Origin of the sequence: Frateuria sp. YIM B11624 (assembly GCF_049727805.1) — a bacterium.
GTDB lineage: Bacteria > Pseudomonadota > Gammaproteobacteria > Xanthomonadales > Rhodanobacteraceae > Frateuria_A.
The window spans coordinates 72,092-98,980 of sequence record NZ_JBCNYA010000014.1 but is presented as its reverse complement, the minus strand read 5'-3'; the positions used below and the strand labels follow the sequence as shown (position 1 = coordinate 98,980).

The following is a 26,889-nucleotide window of genomic DNA, read 5'->3' as shown; positions in this document are numbered from 1 at the left end:
AAAAATCGGAAAGCGCGGGGGTTCCCCCCCCCCCCCTCGGGGGGGGGGGTGGGGGGGGGGCCCCAAGGCTTGCGGGAAACCACGGAAAAGCCGGATCAGGTTCGCGTCGTCGGGTCGAGAGCCAAGCCCGGCCCCGAGGGAGTTTCGCGCGAGCCCCGGCCCCTCACCCCAACCCTCTCCCCGGAGGGGAGAGGGAGCAAACGTCGTCCTGCGGACGGACGTTATCGTTCGAAACGGCCGGCCCGCGGATTGCATACTCACCGCCGATGCCACCCATCCGTCGGAGCACCGTCATGACCGCCACCGCCTGGAACGAGTTCGAGCAGCGGCTTGCCTGCGAGGACAGCTGGCATGCCGACAGCCAGCCGCTTGCCTGGCCGGTGCCCGACGCGCTCGCCCAGCGTCTGGCCGAACGCAATACGGCCGCGCTCGCTTCGGTCGCCGCACTGGAAGAACGCCGCGCCGAGAATGCCGACGACGACAGCCCGGTGATGCAGGAACTGCTGCGCCTGGACGCCAAACTCAACGCGCTGATCGACATGATCAATCGCGTCGCGCTCCCGGCCGACGCGCTGCCGCCGCGGCAGCCCTTGCGCTTCAACGCGATCGGCGCGGTGCTGCCGGCTGCGCTGGTGCAGTCAGGGGAAGCCCTGCTGCTGCGCCTGCGATTCGACGCCTGCCCGGGCGTGCCGCTCGAATTGCCCTCGCGCATCGAGCGCCGGTTCGATGACGGCCGCGCCTTCGTCGCGTTCCATGCATTGGGCGATGGCGTCGCTGCGTCACTCGAACGTTTCGTGTTTCGTCACCACCGACGCAAAGTGGCAGGTGCGCGTCAGGCCAACGGCTGAGGCCGTGTCGGCGTCGCGTGAAGCGGCGCACCTGCCGCACGTGAAGCACTTCACACTTTTGCAGGCTCGCGCGTCGTCGATTTGACGGTCGCCGGAGCGCCGGTGTCACGCAGGGTCACCCGCCGTCGGACGCATGGCGCCGGCAAACCGTCGTCGTTGCTTGCCTCGCGCCTAACAAGCCGTCGACAGATTCTTCACAGGTGACGCATTAGGGCCACCCGCCCGTCCGCGGACAGCCCGCACGCGCGCCCGCGCTGGCCTTCTTCTTGCTCCCTCCTCCGCGAGCCCGGTGACGGAAAGCCGGCATCTGGAAGTACGAACACTGCGGGACGGTCGGCGGTTCGTCGTTCAAGTCGCGAAGCGGAGATACATGCAATGAGCAAGGTCGATTTCCTGGTGATCGAGTCGAACGAGGCGCGGGCCGAATCCATCGTCTCCGCGTTGCATTTCCTCGGTTATCACCCGCAGCGGGGCGCGGACTGCACCGCCGTGGAGGAATCGACCCACGCCTGGCGTGCCGTTTACGTGGGCACCATCGACGACGCGACCGAAGCCGAGCGCCAGTTCGCGCTGCTGGGCGACGCCGCCAGCCACGTGCCGGTGCTGCTGGCCAGCGATTCGCAGTGGGCCGCGCGCCTGTGCGCCGCCAGCTCGCCGTTCGCCGCGCGCATCGGCATGGTGGAATTCCCGCTGCGCTACGAGCAGCTGGCCGAGGTGATGCGCAGCCTGTACGCGCGCCTGCTCGGCGGCCGCCGCGGCGAGCTGCGTTTCGTCGGCGACTCGGCGCCGATGCGCCACGTCAACGCGCTGATCCGCCAGGTCGCCCCGTTCGACTCGTCCGTGCTGGTGCTCGGCGAGTCCGGTACCGGCAAGGAAATGGTCGCCCGCACCATCCACGAGTGCTCGCCGCGCCGCGACAAGCCGTTCGTGGCGATCAACTGCGGCGCGATTCCGGCCGAACTGCTGGAAAGCGAACTCTTCGGTCACGAAAAGGGCGCCTTCACCGGCGCGATCAGCGCGCGCAAGGGTCGCTTCGAGATGGCCGAGGGCGGCACGCTGTTCCTCGACGAGATCGGCGACATGAGTCTGCCGATGCAGGTCAAGCTGCTGCGCGTGTTGCAGGAACGCATGTTCGAGCGCGTCGGCGGCAACAAGACCCAGCGCTGCGACGTGCGCATCATCGCCGCCACCCACCGCAACCTGGAGCGGGCGATCGCCAACGGCCAGTTCCGCGAGGACCTGTTCTACCGCCTCTCCGTGTTCCCGCTGGAAATGCCCGCGCTGCGCGAGCACCTGGACGACCTGCCGGTGCTGATCGGCGAGTTCAACCAGCGCCTGGCCCGCCGCGGCCTGGGCAGCGTGCGGTTTTCCGCCGGCGCGCTCAACGCGCTGCACCAGTACGCCTGGCCGGGCAACGTGCGCGAGCTGTGCAACCTGGTCGAGCGGCTGGCGATCCTCTACCCGCACGGCGAGATCCGCGGCAGCGACCTGCCGGAGAAATACCGCGGCCGCCAGGCCGTGGAGGAAACGCAGGGCGCCGCCTCGCTGCTGGCGATGATGGAAGGCGCCCCGGCGCCGACCCAGATCACCGCCCCCACGCATGCCGCCGATGCCACGGTGCTGCCCGAGGGCGGGCTCGACCTTAAGGACCACCTGGCCGACATCGAAGTCGGGCTGATCCGCCAGGCGCTCGACCTCACCGGCGGCGTCGTCGCCCATGCGGCCAAGCTGCTGCACATGCAGCGCACGACGCTGGTCGAGAAGCTGCGCAAGTACGGCCTGCAGAACAGCCTGGCGGCCTGAGCCCGGGTTTCGATGCGCTCGTGGCGACTGCCACGGGCACAGGCCGAAGCCGCCGCCAAAGCCCTGGCACGGCTCGTGCAGTCCCCAGTCTCGAAACCCGCCACGCGCCGGAAACCCGACATGAGCACCATCGACGTCAACAACCTGCTCGCCCAGATGCGCCAGCTCTCCTCGCAGGTGCGTCCGGCGGAAACCGCGTTCAAGGCGGCGCCGGCGGCGAAGGCGGATTTCGGTTCGCTGCTGAAGGAATCGATCGCCAGCGTGGGCCAGAGCCAGCAGCAGGCCGGGCAGATGGCGGCGAGCTTCGAGCGCGGCGACCCGGGCGCGGACCTGGGCCGCACGATGGTGGCGATCCAGAAGGCCGACCTCTCGCTGCGCGCGATGACCGAAGTGCGCAACAAGCTGGTCGATGCCTACAAGGACATCATGAACATGCCGGTCTAAGCGACGGCATTCCATTCGCTCTACGGATGAACCCTTCCCATGGCTGACAACGCCATCGCCACCACCGCCGACAGCCCGGCCAGCCGCTTCGACCTCAGGCAGCTCGCGCGCAGCCCCGCCTCGCGCCAGTTGCTGCTGCTGGTCGGCATGGCCGCGGCCGTCGCGCTGGGCGTGGCGGTGGTGCTGTGGTCGCGCGGCCCCAACTGGGGCCTGCTCTACGCCGGCCTGGGCCAGCAGGACGCCGCCGCGATCACGCAAGCGCTGCAGTCGACCAACACGCCCTACAAGCTGGGCGACGACGGCGGCTCGATCATGGTGCCGGCCTCCGACCTGGCCGCGGTGCGCCTGCGCCTGGCCGGGCAGGGCCTGCCGCAGGGCACGGCCACCAATACGCTGCCGCAGGCCGACTCGCCGTTCGGCATGAGCGACCTGGCCGAGCGCACCCGCTACCAGCAGATGCTCGAGACCGACCTGGGCAACACCATCGGCAGCCTGCAGGGCGTGCGCTCCGCGCGCGTGCACCTGGCGATGGCCAAGCCGTCGGCGTTCATCCGCGACAGCCACGAGGGCAGCGCCTCGGTGCTGGTCACGCTCTATCCCGGCCGGCAGCTGGACGCGAGCCAGGTGGCCGCGATCGTGCACCTGGTCGCCGCTTCGGTGCCGGACTTGGACGCCAAGCAGGTCTCGGTGATCGACCAGCAGGGCCAACTGCTCACCGGCAGCGATCCGGACAGCGCCGCCGCCGTGGGCGACAGCCGCCTGCGCCTGGCCACGCGCATCGAGAACACCTACGCGCAGCGCATCGAGGAACTGCTCACGCCGCTGGTCGGCCCGGGCAAGGTGCACGCGCAGGTCTCGGTCGATCTCGATTTCAGCAACACCGAAAAGGCCACCGAAACCTTCGACCACGACCATCCCGCGCTGCGCAGCGAGCAGACCAGCAGCGAGCGCCGCGGCAGCGGCAGCGTCGCCGACGGCGGCGTGCCGGGCGCGCTGAGCAACCAGCCGCCGGTGATGACCGCGCAGCCGACCGCCGCCAACCCGAACGCGGGCGGCAAGGCCGCCGCCACGCCCGCGCCGGCGGCCGCCACGGCGCAGGCCGACACCGGCGACAGCTCCTCCAGCGCCACCCGCAACTACGAGCTCGACCGCACCATCAGCCACACCAGCGACCCGGCCGGCCGGCTGGCGCGCCTGACCGTGGCGGTGGTGGTCGACAACAAGACCGTGAGCGGCCCCAAGGGCGACACCAGCGTGCCGTTCACTCCGCAGGAACTGGACCACCTGACCCAGCTGGCCAAGAACGCGGTCGGCTTCGACCAGGCACGCGGCGACAACGTCAGCGTGATCAACCAGGCCTTCCACACCGCGCCGACCGCCGATGCGCCCGAGCAGCAGCCGTTGTGGCAGCGTCCCGGCGTGCTGGATCTGATCAAGCAGGCGATCGGCGTGCTGATCGCGCTGATCGTCGCCTTCGGCCTGCTGCGCCCGCTGCTCAAGGGCCTGCTGCGCAGCGCGCCGCAGCCGGCGCTGGCCGGCGCCGGCGGCAGGATGCCTACGGTTTCCGTGCGCGTGGCCGATGACGAGGAGGATGAGCGCAGCCGGCTGGCCGGACCCGCTCAGGTGCTCGGCTACGAACAGAAGGTGGGCCTGGCCCGCCGCATGGTGAGCGACAACCCCAAGCAGGTGGCTCAGGTGGTCAGGAACTGGGTGGGTGAGGACGGCTGATGTCCGGCAAGGCAGACACGACCATTACCGGCGCCCAGCGCGCCGCGATCCTTCTGCTCACCCTGGGCGAGCAGGACGCCGCGGAGGTGCTCAAGCACCTGTCCGCGCGCGACGTGCAGGCGGTCGGCCAGGCCATGGCCGTGCTCACCTCCGTCTCGCGCGAGCAGGTCGACCAGGTGCTCACCAAGCTGCACGACGACCTGGGCCGGCAGACCGCGCTCGGCGTCGGCACCGAGGACTACATCCGCAAGATCCTCACCAACGCGCTGGGCGAAACCAAGGCCGGCAGCCTGATCGACCGCATCCTGCTCGGCCGTTCCAGCAAGGGGCTGGAATCGCTCAAGTGGATGGAAGGCCGCGCCATCGCCGAGATGATCGGCCAGGAACACCCGCAGATCATCGCGCTGGTGCTGGCGCACCTGGAGCACGACCAGGCCGCCGAGGTACTCGGCTACCTGCCGGCGCGCACGCGTTCGGACGCGATCATGCGCATCGCCACGCTCGACGGCGTGCAGCCGCATGCGCTGAACGAGCTGGACGAGATCATGGAGCGCCAGTTCTCCGGCAACACCAACAAGTTGAAGTCCGCCAGCGTCGGCGGCCTGAAGGCCGCGGCCAACATCCTCAACGCGATGGAGACCAGCCGCGAGGCCGAGCTGATGGCCGCCATCCGCAGCCACGACGCCGCGCTGGGCAGCAAGATCGAGGACCTGATGTTCGTCTTCGACGACCTGGTCGAGCTGGACGATCGCTCGATGCAGGCGCTGCTGCGCGAAGTGCCCTCGCCGCGCCTGATCGTGGCGCTCAAGGGCGCGGAGCCCGCGATCCGCGACAAGATGTTCGCCAACATGTCCAAGCGCGCGGCCGACATGCTGCGCGACGACCTGGAAGTGGCCGGCCCCGTGCGCGTATCCGAGGTCGACGCCGCGCAGAAGGAAATCCTCGGCATCGCGCGCCGTCTGGCCGACGCCGGCCAGATCACCCTCGGCGGCGGGGATGACCTGGTCTGATGAGCGCCGTGCTCAACCGCGACGCGGTCACCGGCTACCAGCGCTGGGAGCCGCCGCAGGTCGGCGATGCCCCGGCCGCGGCGCCGGCGGAATCCGCGAACCATCCCACCGTCAGCGACCTGGAGGCGCTTCAGCGCCAGGCGCGTGACGAAGGCTACGCCGCCGGCCATGCCCAGGGCCTGGCCGAAGCGCGCGCGCAGGGGCGCGAGCGCGTGGCGCGGCTGGAGGCGATCTGCACGCAGGCGGCGCGTCCGCTCGAGGCGCTCGACGCGGCAGTCGAACAGGAACTGGCGCAACTGGCCCTGCTGGTCGCCCGTCGCGTGATCGCCCACGAACTGGCCACCCGGCCGGAGCTGATCGTGCAGACCGTGCGCCAGGCGGCCGCGGCGCTGCCGGCGGCGACCCGCGAACTGCGCGTGCGCCTGCATCCGGACGATCTGGCGCTGCTGCGCGAGCTGGAGGCGGCCGAGCCGCACTGGCAACTGGTGGGCGATCCTGCACTCGGGCGCGGCGACTGCCTGCTGGAAAGCGAACGCTCGCGGCTCGACGCGCGCCTGGAAACCCGCCTGGCCGCGATGATCGATGCCGTGCTCGGCGACGAGGCCGGCGCATGAGCGCAATGCCGGGCTGCGGCAAGGCTTCCCCCATCCGCCCTTCGGGCACCTTCCCCCGCGCGCGGGGGAAGGATCGAACCGTGGCGCTCGCCGCTGGATCTTGCTCCCGCACCCGGGGGAGGGAGCGTGTAGGAACGCTCGTCAGTGAATCCTTCCCCCGCTCCGCGGGGGAAGGTGCCGATAGGCGGATGGGGGAAGCCCGCCGGATGCCCCCTTCCGGCACCCGCCAGGGTGTCGCCGCATGACCCGCGCCGCCTGGACCGAACAGCTCGCCCGCCGCCGCCAGCGCGCGCAGGCCGCCCACACGTTCGCCGTGGAGGGTCGGCTGCGTCGCGTGGTCGGCCTCACGCTGGAAGCCGAGGGCTGCGAAGCTGCGCTGGGCGCGCGTTGCCTGGTCGACACCGCCGACGGACAATCGCTCGACACCGAAGTGGTCGGCTTCGCCGACGAACGCCTGCTGCTGATGCCGGTGGGCGAGATGCACGGCGTGCTGCCCAACGCGCGCGTACGCCCGCTTGCCCATGCCGGCGGTTTGCCGGTCGGCGCGGGGCTGCTCGGCCGCGTGATCGGCGCCGACGGCGTGCCGCTCGACGGGCTGGGTCCGCTCGATACCGGCGAGCACGCGGCGCTCAAGGCCGAACCGATCAACCCGATGGCGCGCAAGCCCATCGACACCCCGCTGGATTCCGGCGTGCGTGCGATCAACGCGCTGCTCACCGTCGGCCGTGGCCAGCGCCTGGGGTTGTTCGCCGGCTCGGGCGTGGGCAAGTCCACGTTGCTGGGCATGATGACCCGCTACACCGACGCCGACGTGGTGGTGGTCGGCCTGATCGGCGAGCGCGGCCGCGAGGTGAAGGAATTCGTCGAACACACGCTGGGCGTCGAGGGTCGCCGCCGCGCGGTGATCGTCGCCGCCCCGGCCGACGCGCCGCCGCTCAAACGCCTGCGCGGCGCGCAGTACGCCACCGCGATCGCCGAGTGGTTCCGCGACCGCGGCCAGCGCGTGCTGCTGCTGATGGATTCGCTCACCCGCTACGCGCAGGCGCAGCGCGAGATCGCGCTGGCGATCGGCGAGCCGCCGGCGACCAAGGGCTACCCGCCGTCGGTGTTCGCGATGCTGCCCGCGCTGGTGGAACGCGCCGGCAACGATGCCGAGGGCGTGGGTTCGATCACCGCCTTCTACACCGTGCTGACCGAAGGCGACGATTACCGCCACGACCCGATCGCCGACGCCGCGCGCGCGATCCTGGACGGCCACATCGTGCTCTCGCGCGACCTGGCCGAAGCCGGCCATTACCCGGCGATCGACATCGAAGCCTCGATCAGCCGCGTGATGCCAGCGGTCACCGCGCGCGAGCACCAGCGCGCCGCACAGCGTTTCCGCCAGGTCTACTCCGCCTACCGCCAGCAGCGCGACCTGATCGCGGTGGGCGCCTACCAGAAGGGTTCGGACCCGCAGGTCGACCAGGCCATCGTGATGTGGCCGAAGCTGCGCGCGTTCCTGCAGCAGGAAGTGGATGAGCCGATGAATCTTGCCGACGGCATCGCCGCCCTCGATGCCCTTGCCGCCGAGGCCGCCCAGTGAGCAAGCGCGCCGACCGCCTGCAGCCGGCCGCCGACCAGGCCAAGCAGCGCAGCGAAGACGCCGTGCTCAAGCTCGCCGAGCAGCAGCAGCGTCTGGCCAAGGCCGAGCGCCAGTTGATGGAACTGCGCGGCTACCGCCAGGAATACGCCAACCCGCCCAGCGCCGGCCATTTGACGGCCACCGCGCTGATGAACCGCCAGCAGTTCGTCGAGCGCATCGACCGCGCGATCGAGCAGCAGACAGTCGAGATCGAACGCCAGCGCCGCCTGCTCGACCAGGTGCGTGGGCTCTGGCGCGACGCGCACGCCCGCGAGGCCGCGCTGGACAACGTGATCGACCGCTACCGCGAGCAGGAGCGCAAGGCCGAGGAGCGCCGCGAGCAGAACGACGTCGACGAGCGCATGCAGCATCGCCGCCCGGCCCGCGGCCGTGACTGAGCTTGGCGTGGAGCTTGCAAGCCTAGCGCCTGACGCCAGTCGCTTGACGCCATCGAGGAAGTGCCCATGAGCGCACCCGCCACCGTGAATCCCGTCGCCCCGCCGGGCCCCGCGCCGTCGCGGCCCGCTGCCACGGCCACGTCCGCCACCGACGAGAACCGTTTCGACCGTCACCTGGACGCGGCCCGCCAGCAACACGGCGAGGCGAACGAACAGCCGGCGCACGAGGAGCACGATCCCGCGGCCAAGGCACCGGCGACGGCCAAGGCCGACCACGCGCAGGCCACCGATGCCCCCGCGAAGGACGAAAGCCATCCCGACGCCGCCGCACTGGCCGCCGCCATGCTCGCGCTGATCGGCCAGGCCGCGCCGGCCAAGCCGCTGGCCCAGGCCGGCGCCGTGGCACCCGCCACCGCCAAGGCGGCCGGTGCCGTCGGGACGGCCGCCAAGACACCCGCCGCACTCGTGCTGCTGGCCGGCACCGCAGCCGCCACCGCGGTCGCGACCGCCAAGCCGGCGACCGGCCTGGACACCGCCGCGCTGGCGCCGATGCTGGCCAAGCCCGCCGAGCAGAAGGACGCCCCGCTGGATGCGCTGCAGATGGCCACCGCATCCACCACCCAGGTGCCGACGCCTGGCAACGCCGGCACGGCGGCGCCCCCCGCCACCCTCAACATCGCCAGCCCCGCCGGCACGCCTGCCTTCGCCCAGGAACTGGGCCAGCACGTGATGTGGCTGGGCCAGCAGGACGTCAAGCAGGCGCGCATCCGCCTGCACCCGGAAGACCTCGGCACGCTGGACGTGAAGGTCAGCCTCAACCACGACCGCGTCGACGTGAGCTTCGCCGTGCAGCATCCGGCCGCCGTACACGCGGTGCAGCAGACTCTGCTGCAGCTCGACGCGCTGCTCGCCCACCACGGCCTGGCGCTGGGTCACACCGACGTCGGCCAGCGCCAGCAGCAGGGCGAGGGCGGGCGTGGCGGCGAGGCGGGCGGGACGATCGGCGAGATCGAACCCGAATCCGCGATGGCGAGCGCGCCGGTGGTGTCGCTGGGGATGCTCGATACGTTTGCCTGAGGAAGTGCGGGCCTTCCGACTTCGGTCTGCGGTCTGCGGCCTGCGCTCAGGGCGAACGGGCTTTTTCCACCCGGGCGCACCTATCGCCGCTTGAGCCGGCTTTCGGGCATCCGTCGTATCAGTCCGGCATCGCGCCCAAAGCGCCCCCATCCGCATGTCGGCACCTTCCCCCGCGTTCGCGGGGGAAGGCCCGGACATGAGTGCTGCGGCTTTGATTCCTTCCCCTTCGCAGAGAAGACCCCGCCCGTGAGCGTTGCGGCTTTAATTCCTTCCCCGCTCGCGGGAAAAGAACGCTGATGCGAGCGCCGCGACCCTGATCCTTCCCCCGTTCACGGGGGAAGGTGCCCGAAGGGCGGATGGGGGAAGCCCTGCAGGAGACCGCCTGCTCGCCACCCGCCCGTTGACGCGCGCCGCCGACTTTCAGGCACCCGTCGTGATCGCGACGCGTCCCTTCTCCGGCGCGCGTCAAGAAAGCGCCGCTCCGGCCGCAAAACCAGCAGAGACAAGGCTTCCCACCATGGCATGCGGCTTGCAACAAAGCCCATGCAGGTGGCGCCCGGCGCTCCCGACGGACAAAAACGGAACGAGGTAAGGCATGGCAACAACGGAAGAAGAAGTGGTCGCGACGGTGCCGAAGAAGCGCCGTTCCCCACTGGTGATCGGCCTGGCGGTGGCGTTGCTGGCCGTGTCGGGCGTGTGCGCCTACGCGCTGACCGCGCTGCGCGGCCACGACAAGGCAGCCACCGCGTCCGCCGGCAAGCACGACGCCGACGCCAAGCCGGTCGATGCGCAGCCGGAACTGTTCCTGCCGCTGGACCCGGCCTTCGTGGTCAATTTCCGCGACGACGCATCGATGCGCTACCTGCAGGTCGGCGTGACCCTGATGGCGCACGACCAGGCCGCGCTGGACACCGTCAAGAGCGTCGACCCGGTGGTGCGCAACGCGCTGGTGATGCTGTTCAGCCGCCAGGACTACGCCATCCTCGCCGACCCCGCCGGCAAGCAGAAGCTGCAGGCCGAGGCGCTGGAGGCCGTGCGCAAGATCGTCGCGTCGCGCACCGGCAAGCCGGGCATCGACGCGCTGTACTTCACCAGCTTCGTGATGCAGTGAGGCGATCGCGCCCATGAGCGACCTTCTTTCCCAGGACGAAATCGACGCGCTGCTCGACGGTGTCACCGGTGGCAGCGTCGCCACCGGCGAGGACGAGCCGCCGCCCACCGAAGCGGTGCAGTCCTACGACTTCACCCAGCAGGACCGCATCGTGCGCGGCCGCCTGCCGACGCTGGAGATGGTCAACGACCGCTTCGCGCGCTTCTTCCGCCTGGGCGTGTTCAACGTGCTGCGCAAGAGCTGCGAGGTGTCGGTGCTCGGCGTGAAGATGGTCAAGTTCGCCGAGTACGTGCACAGCCTGGCGGTGCCGAGCAACCTGAACCTGGTGAAGATCAAGCCGCTGCGCGGCACCGCGCTGGTGGTGTTCGAGCCGCGGCTGGTGTTCACCGTGATCGACAACTTCTTCGGCGGCGACGGCCGCTTCCACGCGCGCATCGAGGGCCGCGACTTCACCGCGACCGAGAACCGCGTGATCCAGATCATGCTGACCGAACTCTTCGGCGCCATGACCGAGGCGTGGAACCCGGTGCTGCCGCTGGAGTTCGAGTACCTCAATTCCGAGATCAACCCGCAGTTCGCGAATATCGTCAGCCCCACGGAAACGGTCGTGGTGTCGCGCTTCCACGTCGAGCTCGACGGCGGCGGCGGCGAGATCCACCTGACGCTGCCCTACGCAATGGTCGAGCCGATCCGCACGCTGCTCGACGCCGGCGTGCAGAGCGACCTGGCCGACCGTGACGACCGCTTTACCGAGCACCTGCACGAGGAAGTGCTCGACGCCGAGGTCGAGTTGAGTTCGCTGCTGCTCGAGGCGCAGTTGTCCATCGGCGACTTCCTGGGCCTCAAGCCCGGCGACGTGATCCCGGTGGTGCTGCCCGAGCTGTGCACCGTCTTCGCCGAGGACGTGCCGGTGTTCCGCGGCCGCTACGGCCAGACCAACGGCCACACGGCCATCCAGTTCCAGGCCCATGTCGGCCGCCGCGAGATGCGCGCGTCCGGCGAGTTCACAGAGAAGAAAAGCGCATGACTGCCAACGACGCCGCGGTCGTAGACCGCATCGAATCGGACGCCCTGAACGGCTTTGCCGGCGAGGGCGACGTCAACCTGGACATGATCCTCGACGTGCCGGTGACCCTGGCCATGGAGGTCGGCCGCACCCGCATCAGCATCCGCAACCTGCTGCAGTTGAACCAGGGCTCGGTGGTGGAGCTGGACCGTGCCGCCGGCGAGCCGCTGGACGTGTTCGTCAACGGCACGCTGGTCGCGCACGGCGAGGTGGTGGTGATCAACGAGAAGTTCGGCATCCGCCTGACCGACGTGGTCAGCCCGGCCGAGCGCGTGCGCAAGCTGCGTTGATCCCATGCTTGCACTGATCTTCGCCGCGCCCATCGCCGCGCCCGACATCAACGTCGGCGGGGAACTGCTGCGCGTGCTGCTCAGCCTGGCCGCGGTGATCGCGTTGATCTTCGTGGCCGGCTGGATGAGCCGCCGCCTGCAGGCGCGCACGCTGCCGGGCGGGCGGCGCATCCGCTGCGTGGAAACCTTCGCGGTGGGCGCGCGCGAGCGCGTGCTGCTGCTCGATGCCGACGGCAAGCGCCTGCTGGTGGGCGTGGGGCAGGGCGGCATGCGCACGCTGCACGTGTACGAGGGCGCCGCTCCGGTCGAGCCCAACCCGCCGGCGCCGATGCCGGCCGCTCCCAACTTCGCGCAACTGTTGTCGCGCTGGAAAGGCAAGTCGTGAAACTGCTTTCGTTCCGTGGCGCGCGCTGGTGGCTCGCGCTGGCCCTGATGCTGCTGCCGCTGTTCGCCTTCGCCGCGCCGCAGTCGGCGCCGGCCGCGCCCGCGCTGAGCATGCCGGCCAGTCCCACCGCGCCGGCCGGCATCCCGGTGCTGACGGTGCACGACGCGCCCGGCGGCGCGAAGAACTGGACGCTGTCGCTGCAGCTGCTGGGCCTGATGACGGTCCTCACGCTGCTCCCGGCGATCCTTTTGATGATGACCTCGTTCACCCGGATCATCATCGTGCTCGGCTTCCTGCGCCAGGCGCTGGGCACGCAGTCGACGCCGCCCAACCAGGTGCTGCTCGGCCTGGCACTGTTCCTCACGCTGTTCGTCATGGGGCCGGTGTTCAACAAGGCCTACAGCGACGGCGTGAAGCCCTATATGGACGGCCAGATGACCGCCGAGCAGGCGCTGCCCGCGGCGAGCGCGCCCTTCAAGCGCTTCATGCTCGACCAGACGCGCGACGCGGACCTGCAGCTGTTCACCCAACTGGCCAAGGAGAAGCCCTACGCCAGCAAGGACGACGTGCCCTTCCGCGTCGCGATGCCGGCGTTCCTCACCTCGGAACTGAAGACCGCGTTCCAGATGGGATTCCTGCTGTTCATCCCGTTCCTGATCATCGACCTGGTGGTCGCCAGCGTGCTGATGTCGATGGGCATGATGATGGTCTCGCCGATGATCATCTCGCTGCCGTTCAAGATCATGCTGTTCGTGCTGGTGGATGGGTGGACGCTGTTGATCGGCACGCTGGCCGGAAGCTTCTACACATGAGCGGCCCGCTTTCGCTCCCTCTCCCCTCCGGGGAGAGGGAGCCAAGTGCCCGAGCTTTACGCCCATGACCCCTGAATCCGTCATCGAATTCGGCCAGCACGCGCTCTACGTGGCGATGCTCATCGCCGCGCCGCTGCTGCTCACCGCGCTGGCGGTGGGCCTGCTGATCGGCGTGATCCAGGCGGCCACGCAGATCAACGAGATGACCCTCTCGTTCATCCCCAAGCTGATCGCGATGGCGGTGGTCGCGCTGATCACCGGCCCGTGGATGCTGCGCACGCTGGTGCAGTTCACGCGGCAGCTGATCGAGGGGCTGCCCGGTGCGGTCAAGTAACGGGGCCGCGACGTAATGGGCAACGGCGTGGCCACGGTCGACCTCGCGCAGATGGAGAACTGGCTGGGCGGCCTGCTGTGGGCGCTGGGCCGGGTCGGCGGGCTGTGCCTTGTCGCGCCGGTGCTGGGTTCGACGGTGATTCCCGCGCGCATCCGCATCGGCCTGGTGGTGATGCTGACGCTGGTGCTGGCGCCGCTCGCGCCGGCCGCGATCGATCCGCTGAGCGCCACGGGCGTGGCTACGATGGTCAGCCAGATCCTGGTTGGCGCCTCGGTCGGCTTCGTGCTCAAGCTGGTATTCGAGGCGGTGGCGTTCGGCGGCGAGCTGGTGGGGCAGGGCATGAGCCTGGGGTTTGCCGAGGTGGTCAATCCCGGCGGTGGCGGCAGCACGCCGGTGCTCAGCCAGTTCTACATGGTGCTGGTGACGCTGCTGTTCCTGGCGCTCAACGGCCACCTGCGGCTGATCCAGTTGCTCGCAGAAAGCTTTCACACGTTGCCGCCCGGCCCGATCGCGATCAACGCCGATGGCCTGCACGCGGTGGTGCTGTTCGGCGCGCACCTGTTCGCCGGCGCGGTGCGCGTGGCGTTGCCGGCGGTCACCGCGCTGCTGGTGGTGAACATCGGCTTTGCCGCGATCAGCCGCGCGGCGCCGTCGATGAACCTGTTCGCGGTCGGCTTCCCGATCACCCTCTGCCTGGGCTCGATCGCGCTGTGGCTGGGCCTGCGCGCGCTGCCCGGCGCGTTCGAGACGCTGCAGGACAGCGCCTGGTCGTTGATGCACGAGCTGGTGGGAGGCTGACGCTCCCATGGCCGAGAACGACGACCAGGAACGCACAGAACAACCATCGGAAAAACGCCTCCGCGAGGCGCGCGAAAAAGGCGACATCCCGCGCTCGCGCGACCTTTCCGGCGCGCTGGTGACGCTGGCCGGCGTGGCCGCGCTGCTCTCCGGCAGCGAACGGGCGATGAGCCATGCGCGCACGATCTACCATCTGGGCCTGGACTACAGCCGCGAGGCGCTGTTCTCCGACGCGCTGCCCGCCCGCGTGCTCGGCATGGCGGTGCGCGAGGCGCTGATGCTGTTCGCGCCGGTGGCGGTGGCGACCCTGCTGGCCGTGTTTGCCGGGCCGGTGCTGGTGGGCGGCATCAGCTTCAGCGGCCAAGCGCTGCAGCCGAAGTTCGACCGGCTCAACCCGGTGGCCGGCCTGGGCCGCATCTTCGCCATGCGCGGCCTGGTCGAGCTGGGCAAGGCCTTGCTCAAGCTGCTGTTCATCGGCGGCGCGCTGGCGCTGCTGCTCAAACACTCGGTGGACGAGCTGCAGGCGCTGGGCCGTGCCGACGTCGCGCTCGGCGTGGCGCGCGCGATGTCGCTGCTGGGCCGCTCGGCGCTGCTGTTCGGCGCGCTGCTGGCGCTGATCGGCGGCGCCGACGCCCTCTACCAGAAGTTCGACCACGCCAAGCGCCTGCGCATGACCCGGCAGGAGCTCAAGGACGAGGCCAAGGAAACCGAGGGCAACCCCGAGCTCAAGGGCCGCATCCGCCAGGTGCAGTTCGAGATGTCGCGCCGGCGCATGATGGAAGAGCTGCCCAAGGCCGACGTGATCGTGACCAACCCGACCCACTTCGCCGTGGCGCTCAAGTACGACGAGAGCGGCACCGGCGCGCCGCGGGTGATCGCCAAGGGCGTGGACGTGCTGGCCCAGCAGATCCGCCTGGTGGCGAGCGGCCACCGCATCCCGATGGTCGAAGCCCCGCCGCTGGCACGCGCCTTGTATGCCACCACCTCGCTGGGCCGGGAAATCCCGGTCTCGCTGTACGTGGCGGTGGCGCAGGTGCTGGCCTACGTCTACCAGTTGAAGCAGGCGACGGCACGCGGCGACGAGCCGCCGCCGGCGCCGCGGCCCGAGGTCCATCCCGACCTGATGGGCCCCTACAAGCTCTGAGAGGAAGCGTAAATGGCCGCCGCTGGCGCAATGGAAAGTCTCAAGCAGCTCGGACGCCGCGGCGTCGGCGCGCCGGTGGTGATGCTGGCGATGCTGGCGATGGTCATGCTGCCGATGCCGCCGTTCCTGCTGGACATGCTGTTCAGCTTCAACATCGCGCTGTCGCTCGTCATTTTGTTGGCGGTGATCTACGTCATGCGGCCGCTGGAATTCGCCGCTTTTCCGACGGTCGTGCTGATGGCGACGCTTTTACGTCTCGCCCTGAACATCGCCTCCACCCGCGTGGTGCTGCTGCACGGCCACGACGGCCCGGGGGCGGCCGGCAAGGTGATCGAGGCGTTCGGCGAGTTCGTGATCGGCGGCAACTTCGCGGTCGGCCTGGTGGTGTTTGCGATCCTCACCATCATCAACTTCGTGGTCGTCACCAAGGGCGCCACCCGCGTGTCGGAAGTGACCGCCCGCTTCACCCTGGACGCGATGCCCGGCAAGCAGATGGCGATCGACGCCGATCTCAACGCCGGCCTGCTGACCCAGGAACAGGCGCGCGAGCGCCGCCAGGAAGTGCGCGAGGAAGCGGACTTCTACGGCTCGATGGACGGTGCCTCCAAGTTCGTCCGCGGCGACGCCACCGCCGGCATCCTGATCCTCTTCATCAACATCATCGGCGGCTTCTTCGTCGGCATGTTCCAGCACGGCCTGGGCGCCGGCGAATCGGCCAAGACCTATACGCTGCTGACCATCGGCGACGGCCTGGTCGCGCAGGTGCCGGCGCTGATGCTCTCGATCGCCACCGCGGTGATCGTCACCCGCGTGTCCAAGTCGCAGGACATGGGCAAGCAGGTGATCGGCCAGGTGTTCGGCCAGCCGCGTGCGCTGGCGGTGGCCGGCGCGGTGCTGGGCGTGATGGGCCTGATCCCGGGCATGCCGAACCTGGCCTTCCTGCTGCTCGGCGGCTGCTGCGGCGGCGCCGCCTACCTGATGATCAAGCGCGAGCGCGAGACGAAAGAGAAGCTGGCCGAAGCCATTGCCCAGCCTGAAGCTGCAGCGGCGCAGGTACCGCCCGAGCGCATGGAACTGGGCTGGGACGACGTCGCCAGCGTCGATCCGCTGGGCCTGGAGGTCGGCTACCGGCTGATCCCGCTCGTCGACACCCACCAGGGCGGCGAGCTGATGGGCCGCATCAAGTCGGTGCGCCGCAAGCTTTCGCAGGAATTCGGCTTCCTCGTCCCGGCGGTACACATCCGCGACAACCTGGACCTGGGTCCCAACACCTACCGCATCACCCTGATGGGCGTGCCGATGGGCGAGGCCGAGGTGCACAGCGATCGCCTGATGGCGATCAACCCCGGCCGCGTGCACGGTCCGCTGCAGGGCATCCAGACCAAGGACCCGGCGTTCGGCCTGGAAGCGGTATGGATCGAACAGGGCCAGCGCGAGATGGCGCAGAGCCTGGGCTATACCGTGGTCGACCCGGCCACCGTGGTGGCCACGCATCTCTCGCACATCCTGCAGACCCACGCGCACGAGCTGATCAGCCACCAGGACGTGCAGCAGCTGCTCGACCGCCTGGCGCAGACTGCGCCCAAGCTGGTCGAGGACCTCGTCCCCAAGCGCATGGCGCTGGGCGTGGTGGTCAAGGTGCTGCAGAACCTGCTGGCCGAGCGCGTGCCGATCCGCAACATGCGCACGATCGTCGAAACCTTGGCGGAGCACGCGGGGCAGAGTCAGGATCCCGGCATGCTCACCGCCGCCGTGCGCGTGGCGCTGGGCCGGCAGATCGTGCAGGAGATCACCGGGCTGGGCACCGAGGTGCCGGTCATCACGCTGGCGCCGGAGCTGGAGCAGATCCTGATGAACTCGCTCGCCGGCGGCGGCGTGGCCGGCGCGGCGGTCGAACCGGGCCTGGCCGACCGCCTGCAGCAGAGCGTCGCCGATGCCGCGCGCCGCCAGGAAATGGGCGGCGAGCCGGCGGTGCTGCTGGTGCCGCCGCAGCTTCGTCCATGGCTCGCGCGCTTCACCCGCCACGTGGCACAGAACCTGCACGTACTGGCCTACAACGAGGTGCCGGACAACCGCAGGGTGCGGCTGGTCCAGGCGCTGGGACGTTGAGGAGCGGGGAATCGTGAATAGCAAATCGGGAATCGCAAAGGCGCGCACGCCATCGGCTGGCGCGAATCGCTCCAACCATTTCCCATTGACCATTCCCCATTCCCGCTTGCGGAGCAAGCAATGAAGATCAAACGTTTCGTGGCGCCGGACATGCGCCAGGCGATGCGCGAAGTGCGCGAGGAACAGGGGCCCGACGCGGTGATCCTGTCCACGCGCCGGCTGGACGAGGGCATCGAGATCATCGCCGCGGTCGACTACGACGAGGCGCTGGTGCGTGAGGCTGCGCGCCATGGCGCGCAGCCCGCCGAACCGCCGGCACTGCCGGTGCACGCCGCGATCCCGCCGCCGCCGCGCGAAGCCCGCGTCGAACCGCCGGCACCCGCCAATCGGCCGACGCCGGTGCAGGCCCGGGCCGAAGCATCCGTGCCGCCTGCGGCGGATGTCCGGCGAAGCGCGCGCCCGGTCGTGGCAGAGGAACAGAAGCCCGTGCGTCCGGAAGCACGGCCCGCCCGGGCGGTGGTTCCGGCGCCCGCCGAGACCCAGGCGCAGGCTGCCGAAGCCCCGGCCGAGCCCGCGGCGGTGCATCCGTTGATCGAACGCGCCGCGCAGGACACCGTGCGCATGCGCGCCGAACTTTCCAACCTGCGCGAAATGCTGGAGATGCAGCTCTCCAGCCTGGCCTGGAACGACATGGAGCGCCGCCAGCCGCTGCACGCCCGCGTGCTGCGCGAACTGACCCGGCTCGGCATCGAGGCGGACGTCGCCCGTACGCTGGCCGAGGAACTGCCCGCGCAGATGACCCCCGAACAGGCGCGCTACCTGCCGCTGGGCATGTTGAGCCGCGGCCTGGCGGTGAGCGGCCGTGGCCGTTCCGACGAAGGCGGCGTCACCGCGCTGGTCGGTCCCACCGGTGTGGGCAAGACCACCACGCTGGCGAAGCTCGCGGCCCGCGCCGTGGTGCGCCACGGCGCCTCGCAGGTCGCGCTGGTCAGCACCGACCACTACCGCATCGGCGCCGCCGCGCAGCTGGAGCACTACGGCCGCCTGCTCGGCGTGCGCGTGTACCCCGCCTACGACGCGCAGAGCCTGCGCCAGGTGCTGGAACTGCTGAAGGGCTGCCACACCGTGCTGGTCGACACTGCCGGCCTTGCCGGCAACGACCCACGGCTGAAGGAACAACTCGATGCACTGGGCGAGGCGGGCGAGCTGCGCGTCTGCCTGGTGCTGGCCGCCAATGCACAGGCGCAGTCGCTGGAGGAGGCCGTGCGCGCCTACCTGCCGGCCCGGCCGCACGCGGCGATCCTGACCAAGCTCGATGAGGCGCCCAGCCTCGGCGGCGCCCTGTCGGTGCTGATCCGCCACCGGCTTGCGCTGGACTACACCACCGACGGCCAGCGCGTGCCCGAGGACATCGCCGCCGCCGACGCGCGGCTGCTGGTATGCCGCGCGGCGCAGGTGCTCAAGGGCAACGCGCCGGCGGCGGACGAAATGCTTCTGGCTGAACGCTTCGGCGCGATGGTGGCGCAGGCATGAGCGGAATTCTTGCAATGAACCAGGCGTGGGGTTTGAAAGAGATGTTCAACGCGATCACGGGCGAGCGCGACCTGGCGCCTCCCGCTCCGCACCGGCCGCACCAGGCGGCCAGCACCGGCGCGCCGCGGCGCCGCTGCCGCGCCATCGCGGTGGCCGGCGGCAAGGGTGGCGTCGGCAAGACCACCGTCGCGGTGAACCTGGGCATGAGCCTGGCCATGGCCGGCCGCGAAGTGATGCTGCTGGACGCCGACATGGGCCTGGCCAACGTCGACGTGCTGCTCGGCCTGGCGCCCTCGCGCCACCTGGGCCACCTGCTCGACGGCACCGCCTCGCTGGAGGAGCTGCTGCTGGACGCCCCGCACGGGCTGAAGATCATCCCCGGCGGCTCCGGCGCGCGCCGCCTGGCGCAACTTGGCAACGGCGAGCACGCGGCGGTGATCCGCGCCTTCGACGAACTGCCCAAACCGCCGGACTACCTGCTGGTCGACACCGCCGCCGGCCTGTCCGACAACGTCGCCATGTTCGCGGCGGCTGCCGACGACGTGGTGGTGGTGGTCTGCGACGAGCCAGCCTCGCTTACCGATGCGTACGCGCTGGTCAAGGTGCTCTCGCGCGACTTCGGCGTGCGCCGCTTCCGTTTCGTGGCCAACCTGGTGCGCAACGCCGGCGAGGCCCGCGCGCTGCACCAGAAGCTGGCCAAGGTCTGCGACCGCTTCCTGGACGTGGTGCTGGATTTCTCCGGATTCGTGCCGCAGGACGAGCGCCTGCGGCAGGCGATCCGCCGCCAGAACGCGGTGGTGGACCTATGGCCGGCGGCGCGTTCGTCGCAGGCATTCAAGCAATTGGCCGGTGCGGTCGATAACTGGGAAGAACCCGCGCGCGCGGGCCTGGATCGCATCGCGTTTTTCGGCGGCCAGGCCGTGACGGCGTCGGGGTGGTGACATGAGCGTGGCATCGGAATATCTCCAACTGCAGAAACAGAGTGCAGATGAGTTGGTGCGCCAGCACGCGCCACTGGTGCGTCGTATTGCCTATCACCTGATGGGCCGCCTGCCGCCGAGCGTGGACGTGGGCGACCTGATCCAGTCCGGCATGATCGGCCTGCTGGAGGCCGCGCGGCACTACGCCACCGATCGCGCCGCCAGCTTCGAGACCTATGCCGGCATCCGCATCCGCGGCGCCATGCTGGACGAGCTGCGCAAGACCGACTGGACCCCGCGCTCGGTGCACCGGAAGGTGCGCGAAGTGGCCGAGGTGGTGCGCCAGATCGAGATCGAGACGGGCGCCGACGCCGAGGACGCCGAGGTGATCAAGCGGCTGGGGGTCAGCCCGGAGGAGTACCACCAGGTGCTCGCCGACGCCGCCAGTGCGCGCCTGCTGAGCCTGACTGCGCCGGACGACGGCGACGGCTCGCCCGCCTTCGACGTGGCCGACCAGGGCAGCCTGGGGCCGTCGGAGAGCATCGAGCAGGACGGCCTGCGCCAGGCATTGATCGACGGCATCTCCAGCCTGCCCGAGCGCGAGCAACTGGTGATGTCGCTGTACTACGAGCAGGAATTGAATTTGAAGGAAATCGGCGCCGTGCTCGGCGTGACCGAGTCGCGGGTGTGCCAGATCCACGGCCAGGCGATCGTGCGCCTGCGCGCGCGCCTGGGCGACTGGCGCGACGGCGAGGCGGAACCGAAAAAGAAGAAGGCGCCACGGCGGCAGTAGCCACGAATGACCGGACGCCGTTCCCGCTTTCGCGGGAAGGGCGCCAGAAGGGAACGAAGCGGATCGCTGCGGCGGCGTTTCGCAGACAAGCGGAGAAAAGCGTTGGACAAGAACATGAAGATCCTCGTGGTGGACGACTTCTCCACCATGCGGCGCATCGTCAGGAACCTGCTGGTGGAGCTGGGTTTCAGCAATCCGCTGATCCAGGAGGCCGACGACGGCAACAACGCGCTGACCATGCTGAAGAGCCAGCCGTTCGACCTGGTGGTCACCGACTGGAACATGCCCAACATGACCGGCATCGACCTCTTGCGCGCGATCCGCGCCGAGCCCTCGCTCAAGGGAATGCCGGTGCTGATGGTCACCGCCGAGAACAACCGCGACCAGATCATCGCCGCGGCGCAGGCCGGCGTGAACGGCTACATCGTCAAGCCGTTCAACGCGGTCACGCTGAAGGAAAAGCTCACCAAGATCTTCGAACGGATCGCCGCCGCGGGAGCCAGCGCATGAGTGCCGTGCTCTCCACCCTCGACAGCGGCTCGATGCCGCCGGAACTGAAGGACCTGCTCAGCAGCACCGACGGCGCCGCCTTCGAGCAGGCGCTGGACGCGCTGGTGCGCCAGCGCGAGCAGCACCTGTTCCGCGCGCTGGGCCTGCTCGCGCGCGACCTGCACGGTGCGGTCAGCCGGCTCGGCCACGACCTGGCGCAGGAAGGCGTGCCCGGCCGCGTGGCCGACGTGCGCAAGCACTTGAACGACGTGCTCGAGATGAGCGCGCAGGCCGCCCACCGCAGCATCGATTTCGCCGAGCGCATGAGCCCCGAGGCCGACGCGCTGGCGCAGAACGCCGAGCAGGTCGTGGCTTGGGCCAAGCCCGGCGATCCGTCGGCCGTGTTGGCCAACCAGGCCGTCGCCTTCGCCGCCAACTGCCGCGAAGGCCTCAACGACATGGTGATGGCGCAGTCCTGGCAGGACCTGTCCGGCCAGCGCATCAAGAAGGTGGTCAACTTCATCGAGTCGGTGGAATCCTCGCTGCTGGAGCTGGTGCACCTGACCGGCGCGCTGGCCGGCCGCGAGCCGCCGCCGGTGGTGGAGAAGATCTCCGGCCAGGACGAGGCGGACCGCCTGCTCTCCGAATTCGGATTCTGAGCATGGATCCCTCGCTCGACGCCGAGCTGCGCGACGATTTCCTGGTCGAGGCTGGGGAACTGGTCGAGCGCCTGTCGGAACAGCTGGTCGAGCTGGAGGCCAACCCGCGCGAAGCCGAGCTGCTGAACGCGGTGTTCCGCGCCTTCCACACGGTCAAGGGCGGCGCCGGCTTCCTCGCCATCGAGCCGATGGTGCAGCTTTGCCACCATGCCGAGGACCTGCTCAACGTCGCCCGCAACGGCGCGCTGGTGCTCGATTCAGGCCGGATGGACGCGCTGCTCGAAGCGCTCGACCTGCTCAATGCGATGATGGACGCGCTGCGCAGCGGCGCGTCGATGGCGATGCCGCCGCCGGCGCTGCTGCGGCGGCTGATGCCGGGCGCCGCGGCGCCGGCACCGGCTCCGCCGCCGGCGGCTGCCCCCGTGGCCGCGCCGCCGGCCGACGGCAGTATCGACGACAGCGAGTTCGAAGCCCTGCTCGACAGCCTGTACGGCACCGCCGCACCCGGCACCGTGCCGCCGGCTGCGCCCGCGCCGGCGACGATCAACGACGACGAGTTCGAGGCGCTGCTCGACAACCTGCATGGCACGGCCGCGCCGGGCGCCTCCGCGCCCGCGACGGCCAGCACCATCGCCGACGACGAATTCGAAGCGCTGCTGGACAACCTGCACGGCAAGGGCGGCGCGCCTGGTGCCGTAACGGTCCCGGCATCTGCTCCTGCTCCGGCGCCCGCTCCCGCGCCCGCCCGCGCCGCCGCTCCGGCGGAAACCAGCGTGCGCGTGGACACCGGGCGGCTGGATGCACTGGTCAACCGCGCCGGCGAACTGGTGCTGGTGCGCAATCGCCTGCAGAGCCTGGCGCAGAAGAGTGGCGACGAGACACTGGCGCAGGCGGCAGCCGAACTCGACCGCGTCGCCGACGAGATGCAGGGCGCCGTGCTTTCCATGCGCATGCAGCCGGTCGGGCGGCTGTTCCAGCGCTTCCCGCGCATCGTGCGCGACCTTGCGCGGCAGCTCGGCAAGGAAGTGGACCTGGTCACCGAAGGCGAGGGCACGGACCTGGACCGCAGCCTGGTCGAGGCGCTGGCCGATCCGCTGATCCACCTGCTGCGCAACGCGCTCGACCATGGCCTGGAAATGCCGGACGAGCGGCTCAAGGCCGGCAAGTCGCGCCGCGGCACCGTGCGCCTGTCGGCCAGCCAGCGCGGCGAACGCATCGTCATCGCGGTGAGCGACGACGGCCGCGGCATGAATCCCGAGGTGCTCAAGCGCAAGGCGGTCGAGAAGGGTGTCATCGACGAAGCCCAGGCCGCGCGCCTGACCGAGAACGAGTGCTACGAGCTGATCTTCCGCCCGGGCTTTTCCACCGCGGCGCAGATCTCCGACATCTCCGGCCGTGGCGTCGGCATGGATGTGGTCAAGACGCGCGTAGCGGAGCTGGGCGGCACCCTGCAGGTGCGCTCGCGGCTCGGCCACGGCAGCGAGCTGGAACTGACCGTGCCGCTGACGCTGGCCATCCTGCGCGTGCTGATGGTGCGCGTGGGCCCCCGCCTGTTCGCGCTGCCGCTCTCCAACGTGGAGGAAGTGTTCGAACTCACCGTCGGGCAGGACCGCATGCTCGACGGCCGACTGGTCGCCAACCACCGTGGCCGCGCGTTGCCGCTGGGCGACCTGGCCGGCTGGGCCGGCATCCTCGGCGCCGCGCCGCGCCACGTGGTGGTGCTGCACATCGGCCACCAGCGCATCGGCTGCCTGGTGCACGAGGTGCTGGGCCGCGAGGACGTGATGGCCAAGCCCCTGGGCCCGCTGTTCGAGGGCGTGCCCGGCATCGCCGGCGCCACCGTCACCGGCGACGGCAAGCTCGCGCTGGTGCTCGACCTGGCCGGCCTGGCCGACGACGGCGGGCAGTTGCTGCCGTCACTCAAGGCGGCGGGCTGAGAATGGATCCGGTGAGCCTCATCGGCACGATCCTGGCCTTCCTGGTCATCATCGTCGGCACCATCCTGAAGGGCTCCACGATCGGCGCGCTGGTCAACCCGGCCGCGTTCGTGATCGTGTTCGCCGGCACGCTCGCCGCGCTGATGGTGCAGACGCCAGGCAGCGTGCTGCGGCGCGCGCTGGGCATGCTGCCGATGGTCTACCGGCCGCCCTCGTTCCATCCGTCGGACCTGATCGGCCGCATCATCGGCTGGAGCGAGATCTCGCGCCGCCAGGGCCTGCTCGGCCTGGAGCCGCAGATCGACGAGGAGGCCGACGGCTTCGTGCGCAAGGGCCTGCAGATGCTGGTCGACGGGGGCGAGCCGGACGCCATCCGCAGCGTGCTGGAAGTGGAGCTGGAGGCGCGCGAGCACAACGAGCTGGTCGCCGCCAAGGTGTTCGAGAACGCCGGCATCTATTCGCCCACGATGGGCATCATCGGCGCGGTGATGGGCCTGATGGCGGTGATGCAGAATTTGGCCGACCCGAGCAAGCTCGGCCACGGCATCGCCGCGGCCTTCGTCGCCACCATCTACGGCGTGGCGCTGGCCAACCTGCTGATGCTGCCGATGTCGGCGCGGCTGAAGGCGCTGGTGCACAAGCAGACGCAGATGCGCGAGATCCTGGTCGAGGGCCTGGTCTCGATCGCCGAAGGCGACAACCCGCGGCAGATCGAGGCCAAGCTGCAGGGCTACCTGTCGTGAAGCGCAAGCGCCACGAGGACCACGTCAACCACGAGGCCTGGGCGATCCCCTACGCCGACCTGATGACGCTGCTGCTCGCCTTCTTCGTGGTGATGTACGCGGTGTCGGTGGTCAACGAGGGCAAGTACCGCGTGATGTCCGAGTCGATCATCGAGGCGTTCAACGGCTCCAGCCACGTGATCGCGCCGATGCCGCCGCAGAACGCCAAGCCGCACAACGTCGACCCGGCGATCGCCGCGCCGCAGAGCCAGCCGGGTGCGGCGGCTGCGCCGGTGGCGGTGCCGATCCCGCTGCGGCCGGCACCGCGGCGCATGGACGCCGTGCGCGCGCCGCACGAGACCATGCGCGACGTGCAGGCCGCGGCCGAGACGCGCCGGCAGGCCAACCTGACGCGCATCCAGAACGAGGTCGAGCGAGCGCTGCAGCCGCTGATCGACAAGCAGCAGGTGGTCGTGCGCCGCACGCCCAACTGGCTGGAGATCGAGATCCGCACCGACATCCTGTTCCCCAGCGGCGTGGCGCAGCTCTCGCGCCCGGCCGATACGGTGCTGGGCAACCTGGCCGGCATCCTGGCGCCGTTCGGCAACCCGCTGCGCATCGAAGGGTATACCGACGACAAGCCGATCAACACGGCCGTCTATCCGTCCAATTGGGAGCTCTCCGCCGCGCGCGCAGCCAGCGTGGCGCGGTTGTTCACCGAGCACGGCATCAGTCCCGCGCGGCTGGGCATCATCGGCTGGGGGCAGTTCCGCCCGGCCGCCGACAACACCACCGCGGAAGGCCGCAACCGCAACCGCCGCGTGCTGGTGGTGGTGCTGAGCGACCACGCCACGCCGGTGCGCTATTCGGGCGATGCCGACCGGATCGGGCAACTGGCCGACGGCGCGTCGCCGACCGACGTGCCCGATACGACCGCTGCCGCCGTTCCCGCCGCGGACGTCCCCGCCAGGGCTGCGGTGCAGGCCTCTGCGCAGGCCGGCCTCGCGAAAGCACCTGCACGCGCCATCGAACCACCCCTGATCGTCACCCCGGAGCGCGGCAAGTGACGCGCGTTCCCTGCATGGAGCCCATGGCATGACCGCCCCGGCCGCCCCGAATCCGCAACACTGGCTCACCTTTCAGCTCGACGGCCAGGCCTACGCCGCGCCGCTCGCGCAGGTGAGCGAGGTGATCCGCATCGGCGAAGTCACGCCCGTGCCCGGCGCAGCCGCCGACCTGCTCGGCGTGCGCCACCTGCGCGGCCGCGTGGTGCCGGTGCTCGACGGCCGCCGTCGGCTCGGCCTGCCGCCGCGCGACGGCGACGACGACGACAGTGTGCGCGTGGTGATGCTCAGCCATGCCGGCCACGTGGTCGGCCTGCGCGTGGACGCGGTCGGAGAACTGCTGCTCGGCAACGAAGCCGCTGCCCCGCCGCCGCCCGGGCGCGCCACGCGCGTGGACGATCCGGTGATCGGGGTGCTGCCGTGGAAAGGCGGCTTCGTCGCCCTGCTCGATGTGCGCCGGCTGTGCCGGCTGCCGGAGGCCGACGCGGCGTGAGGTGAAGGGACCGCGGCGCGAAGCCCGCCCTGGCCTTACTCGGGCTCCTTCGGCACCTCGCCGTACCCCGCTGCCTGCAGTTCCTCGCGCGCCGTCAATGCAGACAGCGCCAGCGTCATGCCCGGCCGGATGTTGGAGGTGACGAAGTTCTGGTGCCCCAGCGCCTGGCCGCACACCACCATCTTCACGTTGGCCTGGCGCAGTTGCCTGATCAGCGGCGCGTTCGGGTTGGGATGACCGAATTTCCGCCGATAGGCCTTGTCGGACAGCGCGAGGTCCACGCCGCGCCCGTAGAACAGCACGACCAGGTGCACCTTGTCGTTGGGCACGCCGGCGAGTGCGTACAGGTTCAGCAGCTTGGCCACGGTGTGCAGGCGCTGGTCGACGTCGTTGTCGCGCGTGGGGCCGTCGCTGTCCACGTCGACGTACAGGCGATGCTGGGCGGTGGTCGAGGGCATCAGCGCGTTGGGCCCCACCGGCAGCACGCCGCCGGCGCCGTGGATGCGCGGGTACGTCAGCCGCGGATCGGGTTGCGGCTCGGAGAAGGCGAAAGCGACCACCAGGGCGCAGGCGATCAGCAGCAGCGCCACGCCGCATCCGACCAGCACGCGGCGGATGGGCGAACGGGCGAGGTCATCGTCGGGCATGGTGGTGGCTTTGCTGTAGGTCATCCGTGCGGTTCTC

The 26,889-nt window shown here is 70.1% G+C and carries 28 protein-coding genes; 27 read left to right on the top strand and 1 reads right to left on the bottom strand.

Translation table 11 applies throughout. From position 1 onward, the window contains the following. The first annotated feature begins 293 nt into the window (after positions 1 to 293). The 27 genes from AAIL17_RS09315 to AAIL17_RS09185 all read left to right on the top strand — a co-directional run bounded on the left by AAIL17_RS09315 (position 294) and on the right by AAIL17_RS09185 (position 26,205). Positions 294 to 848, top strand: coding sequence for a PilZ domain-containing protein (locus AAIL17_RS09315; RefSeq protein ID WP_424682546.1), 555 nt, complete (start codon positions 294 to 296; stop codon positions 846 to 848). A gap of 375 nt (positions 849 to 1,223) precedes the next feature. Next, complete coding sequence (locus AAIL17_RS09310; RefSeq protein ID WP_424682545.1) at positions 1,224 to 2,651, top strand: sigma-54 dependent transcriptional regulator; 1,428 nt, start codon at positions 1,224 to 1,226, stop codon at positions 2,649 to 2,651. A 120-nt stretch (positions 2,652 to 2,771) separates the two neighbouring features. Then, on the top strand, positions 2,772 to 3,095 hold the full coding sequence (gene fliE, locus AAIL17_RS09305) for a flagellar hook-basal body complex protein FliE (protein WP_424682544.1): 324 nt from the start codon (positions 2,772 to 2,774) through the stop codon (positions 3,093 to 3,095). Between the two features lie 39 nt (positions 3,096 to 3,134). Next, positions 3,135 to 4,823, top strand: coding sequence for a flagellar basal-body MS-ring/collar protein FliF (gene fliF / locus AAIL17_RS09300; RefSeq protein ID WP_424682543.1), 1,689 nt, complete (start codon positions 3,135 to 3,137; stop codon positions 4,821 to 4,823). Then, positions 4,823 to 5,833, top strand: coding sequence for a flagellar motor switch protein FliG (fliG, locus tag AAIL17_RS09295; RefSeq protein WP_424682542.1), 1,011 nt, complete (start codon positions 4,823 to 4,825; stop codon positions 5,831 to 5,833). Before fliF ends, fliG begins: the two co-directional genes overlap by 1 nt. Further along, the gene (locus AAIL17_RS09290; protein WP_424682541.1) at positions 5,833 to 6,447 is read left to right on the top strand and encodes a flagellar assembly protein FliH; all 615 of its coding nucleotides are present in this window, start codon (positions 5,833 to 5,835) and stop codon (positions 6,445 to 6,447) included. Before fliG ends, AAIL17_RS09290 begins: the two co-directional genes overlap by 1 nt. Before the next feature lie 241 nt (positions 6,448 to 6,688). Continuing rightward, positions 6,689 to 8,032, top strand: a complete 1,344-nt coding sequence (gene fliI, locus AAIL17_RS09285; protein WP_424682540.1) for a flagellar protein export ATPase FliI — start codon at positions 6,689 to 6,691, stop codon at positions 8,030 to 8,032. Beyond that, positions 8,029 to 8,469, top strand: coding sequence for a flagellar export protein FliJ (gene fliJ / locus AAIL17_RS09280; RefSeq protein ID WP_424682539.1), 441 nt, complete (start codon positions 8,029 to 8,031; stop codon positions 8,467 to 8,469). The genes fliI and fliJ overlap by 4 nt, the downstream gene beginning before the upstream one ends. 66 nt (positions 8,470 to 8,535) lie before the next feature. Next, complete coding sequence (locus AAIL17_RS09275) at positions 8,536 to 9,546, top strand: flagellar hook-length control protein FliK (RefSeq protein WP_424682538.1); 1,011 nt, start codon at positions 8,536 to 8,538, stop codon at positions 9,544 to 9,546. Between the two features lie 595 nt (positions 9,547 to 10,141). Next, positions 10,142 to 10,657, top strand: coding sequence for a flagellar basal body-associated FliL family protein (locus AAIL17_RS09270; RefSeq protein WP_424682537.1), 516 nt, complete (start codon positions 10,142 to 10,144; stop codon positions 10,655 to 10,657). 13 nt (positions 10,658 to 10,670) lie between these two features. Then, positions 10,671 to 11,684: a flagellar motor switch protein FliM gene (fliM, locus tag AAIL17_RS09265; protein WP_424682536.1), complete on the top strand. Its 1,014-nt coding sequence runs from the start codon at positions 10,671 to 10,673 to the stop codon at positions 11,682 to 11,684. After that, positions 11,681 to 12,013, top strand: coding sequence for a flagellar motor switch protein FliN (fliN, locus tag AAIL17_RS09260; RefSeq protein ID WP_424682535.1), 333 nt, complete (start codon positions 11,681 to 11,683; stop codon positions 12,011 to 12,013). Before fliM ends, fliN begins: the two co-directional genes overlap by 4 nt. Positions 12,014 to 12,017: 4 nt before the next feature. Continuing rightward, on the top strand, positions 12,018 to 12,398 hold the full coding sequence (gene fliO, locus AAIL17_RS09255) for a flagellar biosynthetic protein FliO (protein WP_424682534.1): 381 nt from the start codon (positions 12,018 to 12,020) through the stop codon (positions 12,396 to 12,398). Between the two features lie 47 nt (positions 12,399 to 12,445). Further along, complete coding sequence (gene fliP, locus AAIL17_RS09250) at positions 12,446 to 13,210, top strand: flagellar type III secretion system pore protein FliP (RefSeq protein WP_424682552.1); 765 nt, start codon at positions 12,446 to 12,448, stop codon at positions 13,208 to 13,210. Positions 13,211 to 13,274: 64 nt separating this feature from the next. Further along, a complete protein-coding gene (gene fliQ / locus AAIL17_RS09245) occupies positions 13,275 to 13,544 on the top strand; it encodes a flagellar biosynthesis protein FliQ (protein ID WP_231350878.1) in 270 nt (89 codons plus the stop codon). A 15-nt stretch (positions 13,545 to 13,559) separates the two neighbouring features. Then, positions 13,560 to 14,342: a flagellar biosynthetic protein FliR gene (fliR, locus tag AAIL17_RS09240; protein ID WP_424682533.1), complete on the top strand. Its 783-nt coding sequence runs from the start codon at positions 13,560 to 13,562 to the stop codon at positions 14,340 to 14,342. Positions 14,343 to 14,349: 7 nt separating this feature from the next. Continuing rightward, positions 14,350 to 15,486, top strand: coding sequence for a flagellar biosynthesis protein FlhB (gene flhB, locus AAIL17_RS09235; RefSeq protein ID WP_424682532.1), 1,137 nt, complete (start codon positions 14,350 to 14,352; stop codon positions 15,484 to 15,486). 12 nt (positions 15,487 to 15,498) lie between these two features. Beyond that, positions 15,499 to 17,595, top strand: a complete 2,097-nt coding sequence (gene flhA / locus AAIL17_RS09230) for a flagellar biosynthesis protein FlhA (RefSeq protein WP_424682531.1) — start codon at positions 15,499 to 15,501, stop codon at positions 17,593 to 17,595. 120 nt (positions 17,596 to 17,715) lie between these two features. Beyond that, the gene (flhF, locus tag AAIL17_RS09225) at positions 17,716 to 19,128 is read left to right on the top strand and encodes a flagellar biosynthesis protein FlhF (protein WP_424682530.1); all 1,413 of its coding nucleotides are present in this window, start codon (positions 17,716 to 17,718) and stop codon (positions 19,126 to 19,128) included. Further along, positions 19,125 to 20,069 carry a P-loop NTPase gene (locus AAIL17_RS09220; RefSeq protein WP_424682529.1) on the top strand — a complete coding sequence of 315 codons (945 nt, stop codon included), beginning with the start codon at positions 19,125 to 19,127 and terminating at the stop codon, positions 20,067 to 20,069. Before flhF ends, AAIL17_RS09220 begins: the two co-directional genes overlap by 4 nt. A gap of 1 nt (position 20,070) precedes the next feature. Continuing rightward, positions 20,071 to 20,841 carry an RNA polymerase sigma factor FliA gene (locus AAIL17_RS09215; RefSeq protein ID WP_424682528.1) on the top strand — a complete coding sequence of 257 codons (771 nt, stop codon included), beginning with the start codon at positions 20,071 to 20,073 and terminating at the stop codon, positions 20,839 to 20,841. A gap of 102 nt (positions 20,842 to 20,943) precedes the next feature. Then, on the top strand, positions 20,944 to 21,351 hold the full coding sequence (locus tag AAIL17_RS09210; protein WP_327478884.1) for a chemotaxis response regulator CheY: 408 nt from the start codon (positions 20,944 to 20,946) through the stop codon (positions 21,349 to 21,351). Beyond that, a complete protein-coding gene (locus AAIL17_RS09205; RefSeq protein ID WP_424682527.1) occupies positions 21,348 to 21,989 on the top strand; it encodes a protein phosphatase CheZ in 642 nt (213 codons plus the stop codon). Before AAIL17_RS09210 ends, AAIL17_RS09205 begins: the two co-directional genes overlap by 4 nt. 2 nt (positions 21,990 to 21,991) lie before the next feature. Continuing rightward, positions 21,992 to 23,926, top strand: coding sequence for a chemotaxis protein CheA (locus tag AAIL17_RS09200; RefSeq protein ID WP_424682526.1), 1,935 nt, complete (start codon positions 21,992 to 21,994; stop codon positions 23,924 to 23,926). A gap of 2 nt (positions 23,927 to 23,928) precedes the next feature. Continuing rightward, a complete protein-coding gene (locus AAIL17_RS09195; RefSeq protein WP_424682525.1) occupies positions 23,929 to 24,669 on the top strand; it encodes a flagellar motor protein in 741 nt (246 codons plus the stop codon). Then, positions 24,666 to 25,715 (top strand): flagellar motor protein MotD, encoded by a 1,050-nt coding sequence (motD, locus tag AAIL17_RS09190; protein WP_424682524.1) that lies wholly within the window; start codon positions 24,666 to 24,668, stop codon positions 25,713 to 25,715. Before AAIL17_RS09195 ends, motD begins: the two co-directional genes overlap by 4 nt. Positions 25,716 to 25,743: 28 nt before the next feature. Continuing rightward, positions 25,744 to 26,205 carry a chemotaxis protein CheW gene (locus tag AAIL17_RS09185; protein WP_424682523.1) on the top strand — a complete coding sequence of 154 codons (462 nt, stop codon included), beginning with the start codon at positions 25,744 to 25,746 and terminating at the stop codon, positions 26,203 to 26,205. 35 nt (positions 26,206 to 26,240) lie between these two features. On the opposite strand, the gene AAIL17_RS09180 is transcribed toward AAIL17_RS09185, so the two are convergent. Then, positions 26,241 to 26,876 carry a DsrE family protein gene (locus AAIL17_RS09180; RefSeq protein ID WP_424682522.1) on the bottom strand — a complete coding sequence of 212 codons (636 nt, stop codon included), beginning with the start codon at positions 26,874 to 26,876 and terminating at the stop codon, positions 26,241 to 26,243. Positions 26,877 to 26,889 lie beyond the last annotated feature (13 nt).

Coding starts and splice junctions, on each gene's coding strand:
- fliQ (WP_231350878.1), top strand. CDS start 13,275: ATGACCCCTGAATCCGTCATCGAATTCGGCCAGCACGCGCTCTACGTG.
- fliE (WP_424682544.1), top strand. CDS start 2,772: ATGAGCACCATCGACGTCAACAACCTGCTCGCCCAGATGCGCCAGCTC.
- flhF (WP_424682530.1), top strand. CDS start 17,716: ATGAAGATCAAACGTTTCGTGGCGCCGGACATGCGCCAGGCGATGCGC.
- fliF (WP_424682543.1), top strand. CDS start 3,135: ATGGCTGACAACGCCATCGCCACCACCGCCGACAGCCCGGCCAGCCGC.
- AAIL17_RS09220 (WP_424682529.1), top strand. CDS start 19,125: ATGAGCGGAATTCTTGCAATGAACCAGGCGTGGGGTTTGAAAGAGATG.
- flhA (WP_424682531.1), top strand. CDS start 15,499: ATGGCCGCCGCTGGCGCAATGGAAAGTCTCAAGCAGCTCGGACGCCGC.
- fliG (WP_424682542.1), top strand. CDS start 4,823: ATGTCCGGCAAGGCAGACACGACCATTACCGGCGCCCAGCGCGCCGCG.
- AAIL17_RS09215 (WP_424682528.1), top strand. CDS start 20,071: ATGAGCGTGGCATCGGAATATCTCCAACTGCAGAAACAGAGTGCAGAT.
- AAIL17_RS09185 (WP_424682523.1), top strand. CDS start 25,744: ATGACCGCCCCGGCCGCCCCGAATCCGCAACACTGGCTCACCTTTCAG.
- AAIL17_RS09195 (WP_424682525.1), top strand. CDS start 23,929: ATGGATCCGGTGAGCCTCATCGGCACGATCCTGGCCTTCCTGGTCATC.
- AAIL17_RS09315 (WP_424682546.1), top strand. CDS start 294: ATGACCGCCACCGCCTGGAACGAGTTCGAGCAGCGGCTTGCCTGCGAG.
- flhB (WP_424682532.1), top strand. CDS start 14,350: ATGGCCGAGAACGACGACCAGGAACGCACAGAACAACCATCGGAAAAA.
- AAIL17_RS09200 (WP_424682526.1), top strand. CDS start 21,992: ATGGATCCCTCGCTCGACGCCGAGCTGCGCGACGATTTCCTGGTCGAG.
- AAIL17_RS09205 (WP_424682527.1), top strand. CDS start 21,348: ATGAGTGCCGTGCTCTCCACCCTCGACAGCGGCTCGATGCCGCCGGAA.
- fliN (WP_424682535.1), top strand. CDS start 11,681: ATGACTGCCAACGACGCCGCGGTCGTAGACCGCATCGAATCGGACGCC.
- AAIL17_RS09310 (WP_424682545.1), top strand. CDS start 1,224: ATGAGCAAGGTCGATTTCCTGGTGATCGAGTCGAACGAGGCGCGGGCC.
- fliP (WP_424682552.1), top strand. CDS start 12,446: ATGCTGCTGCCGCTGTTCGCCTTCGCCGCGCCGCAGTCGGCGCCGGCC.
- fliR (WP_424682533.1), top strand. CDS start 13,560: ATGGGCAACGGCGTGGCCACGGTCGACCTCGCGCAGATGGAGAACTGG.
- AAIL17_RS09275 (WP_424682538.1), top strand. CDS start 8,536: ATGAGCGCACCCGCCACCGTGAATCCCGTCGCCCCGCCGGGCCCCGCG.
- fliO (WP_424682534.1), top strand. CDS start 12,018: ATGCTTGCACTGATCTTCGCCGCGCCCATCGCCGCGCCCGACATCAAC.
- fliM (WP_424682536.1), top strand. CDS start 10,671: ATGAGCGACCTTCTTTCCCAGGACGAAATCGACGCGCTGCTCGACGGT.
- AAIL17_RS09180 (WP_424682522.1), bottom strand. CDS start 26,876: ATGACCTACAGCAAAGCCACCACCATGCCCGACGATGACCTCGCCCGT.
- AAIL17_RS09290 (WP_424682541.1), top strand. CDS start 5,833: ATGAGCGCCGTGCTCAACCGCGACGCGGTCACCGGCTACCAGCGCTGG.
- AAIL17_RS09270 (WP_424682537.1), top strand. CDS start 10,142: ATGGCAACAACGGAAGAAGAAGTGGTCGCGACGGTGCCGAAGAAGCGC.
- fliI (WP_424682540.1), top strand. CDS start 6,689: ATGACCCGCGCCGCCTGGACCGAACAGCTCGCCCGCCGCCGCCAGCGC.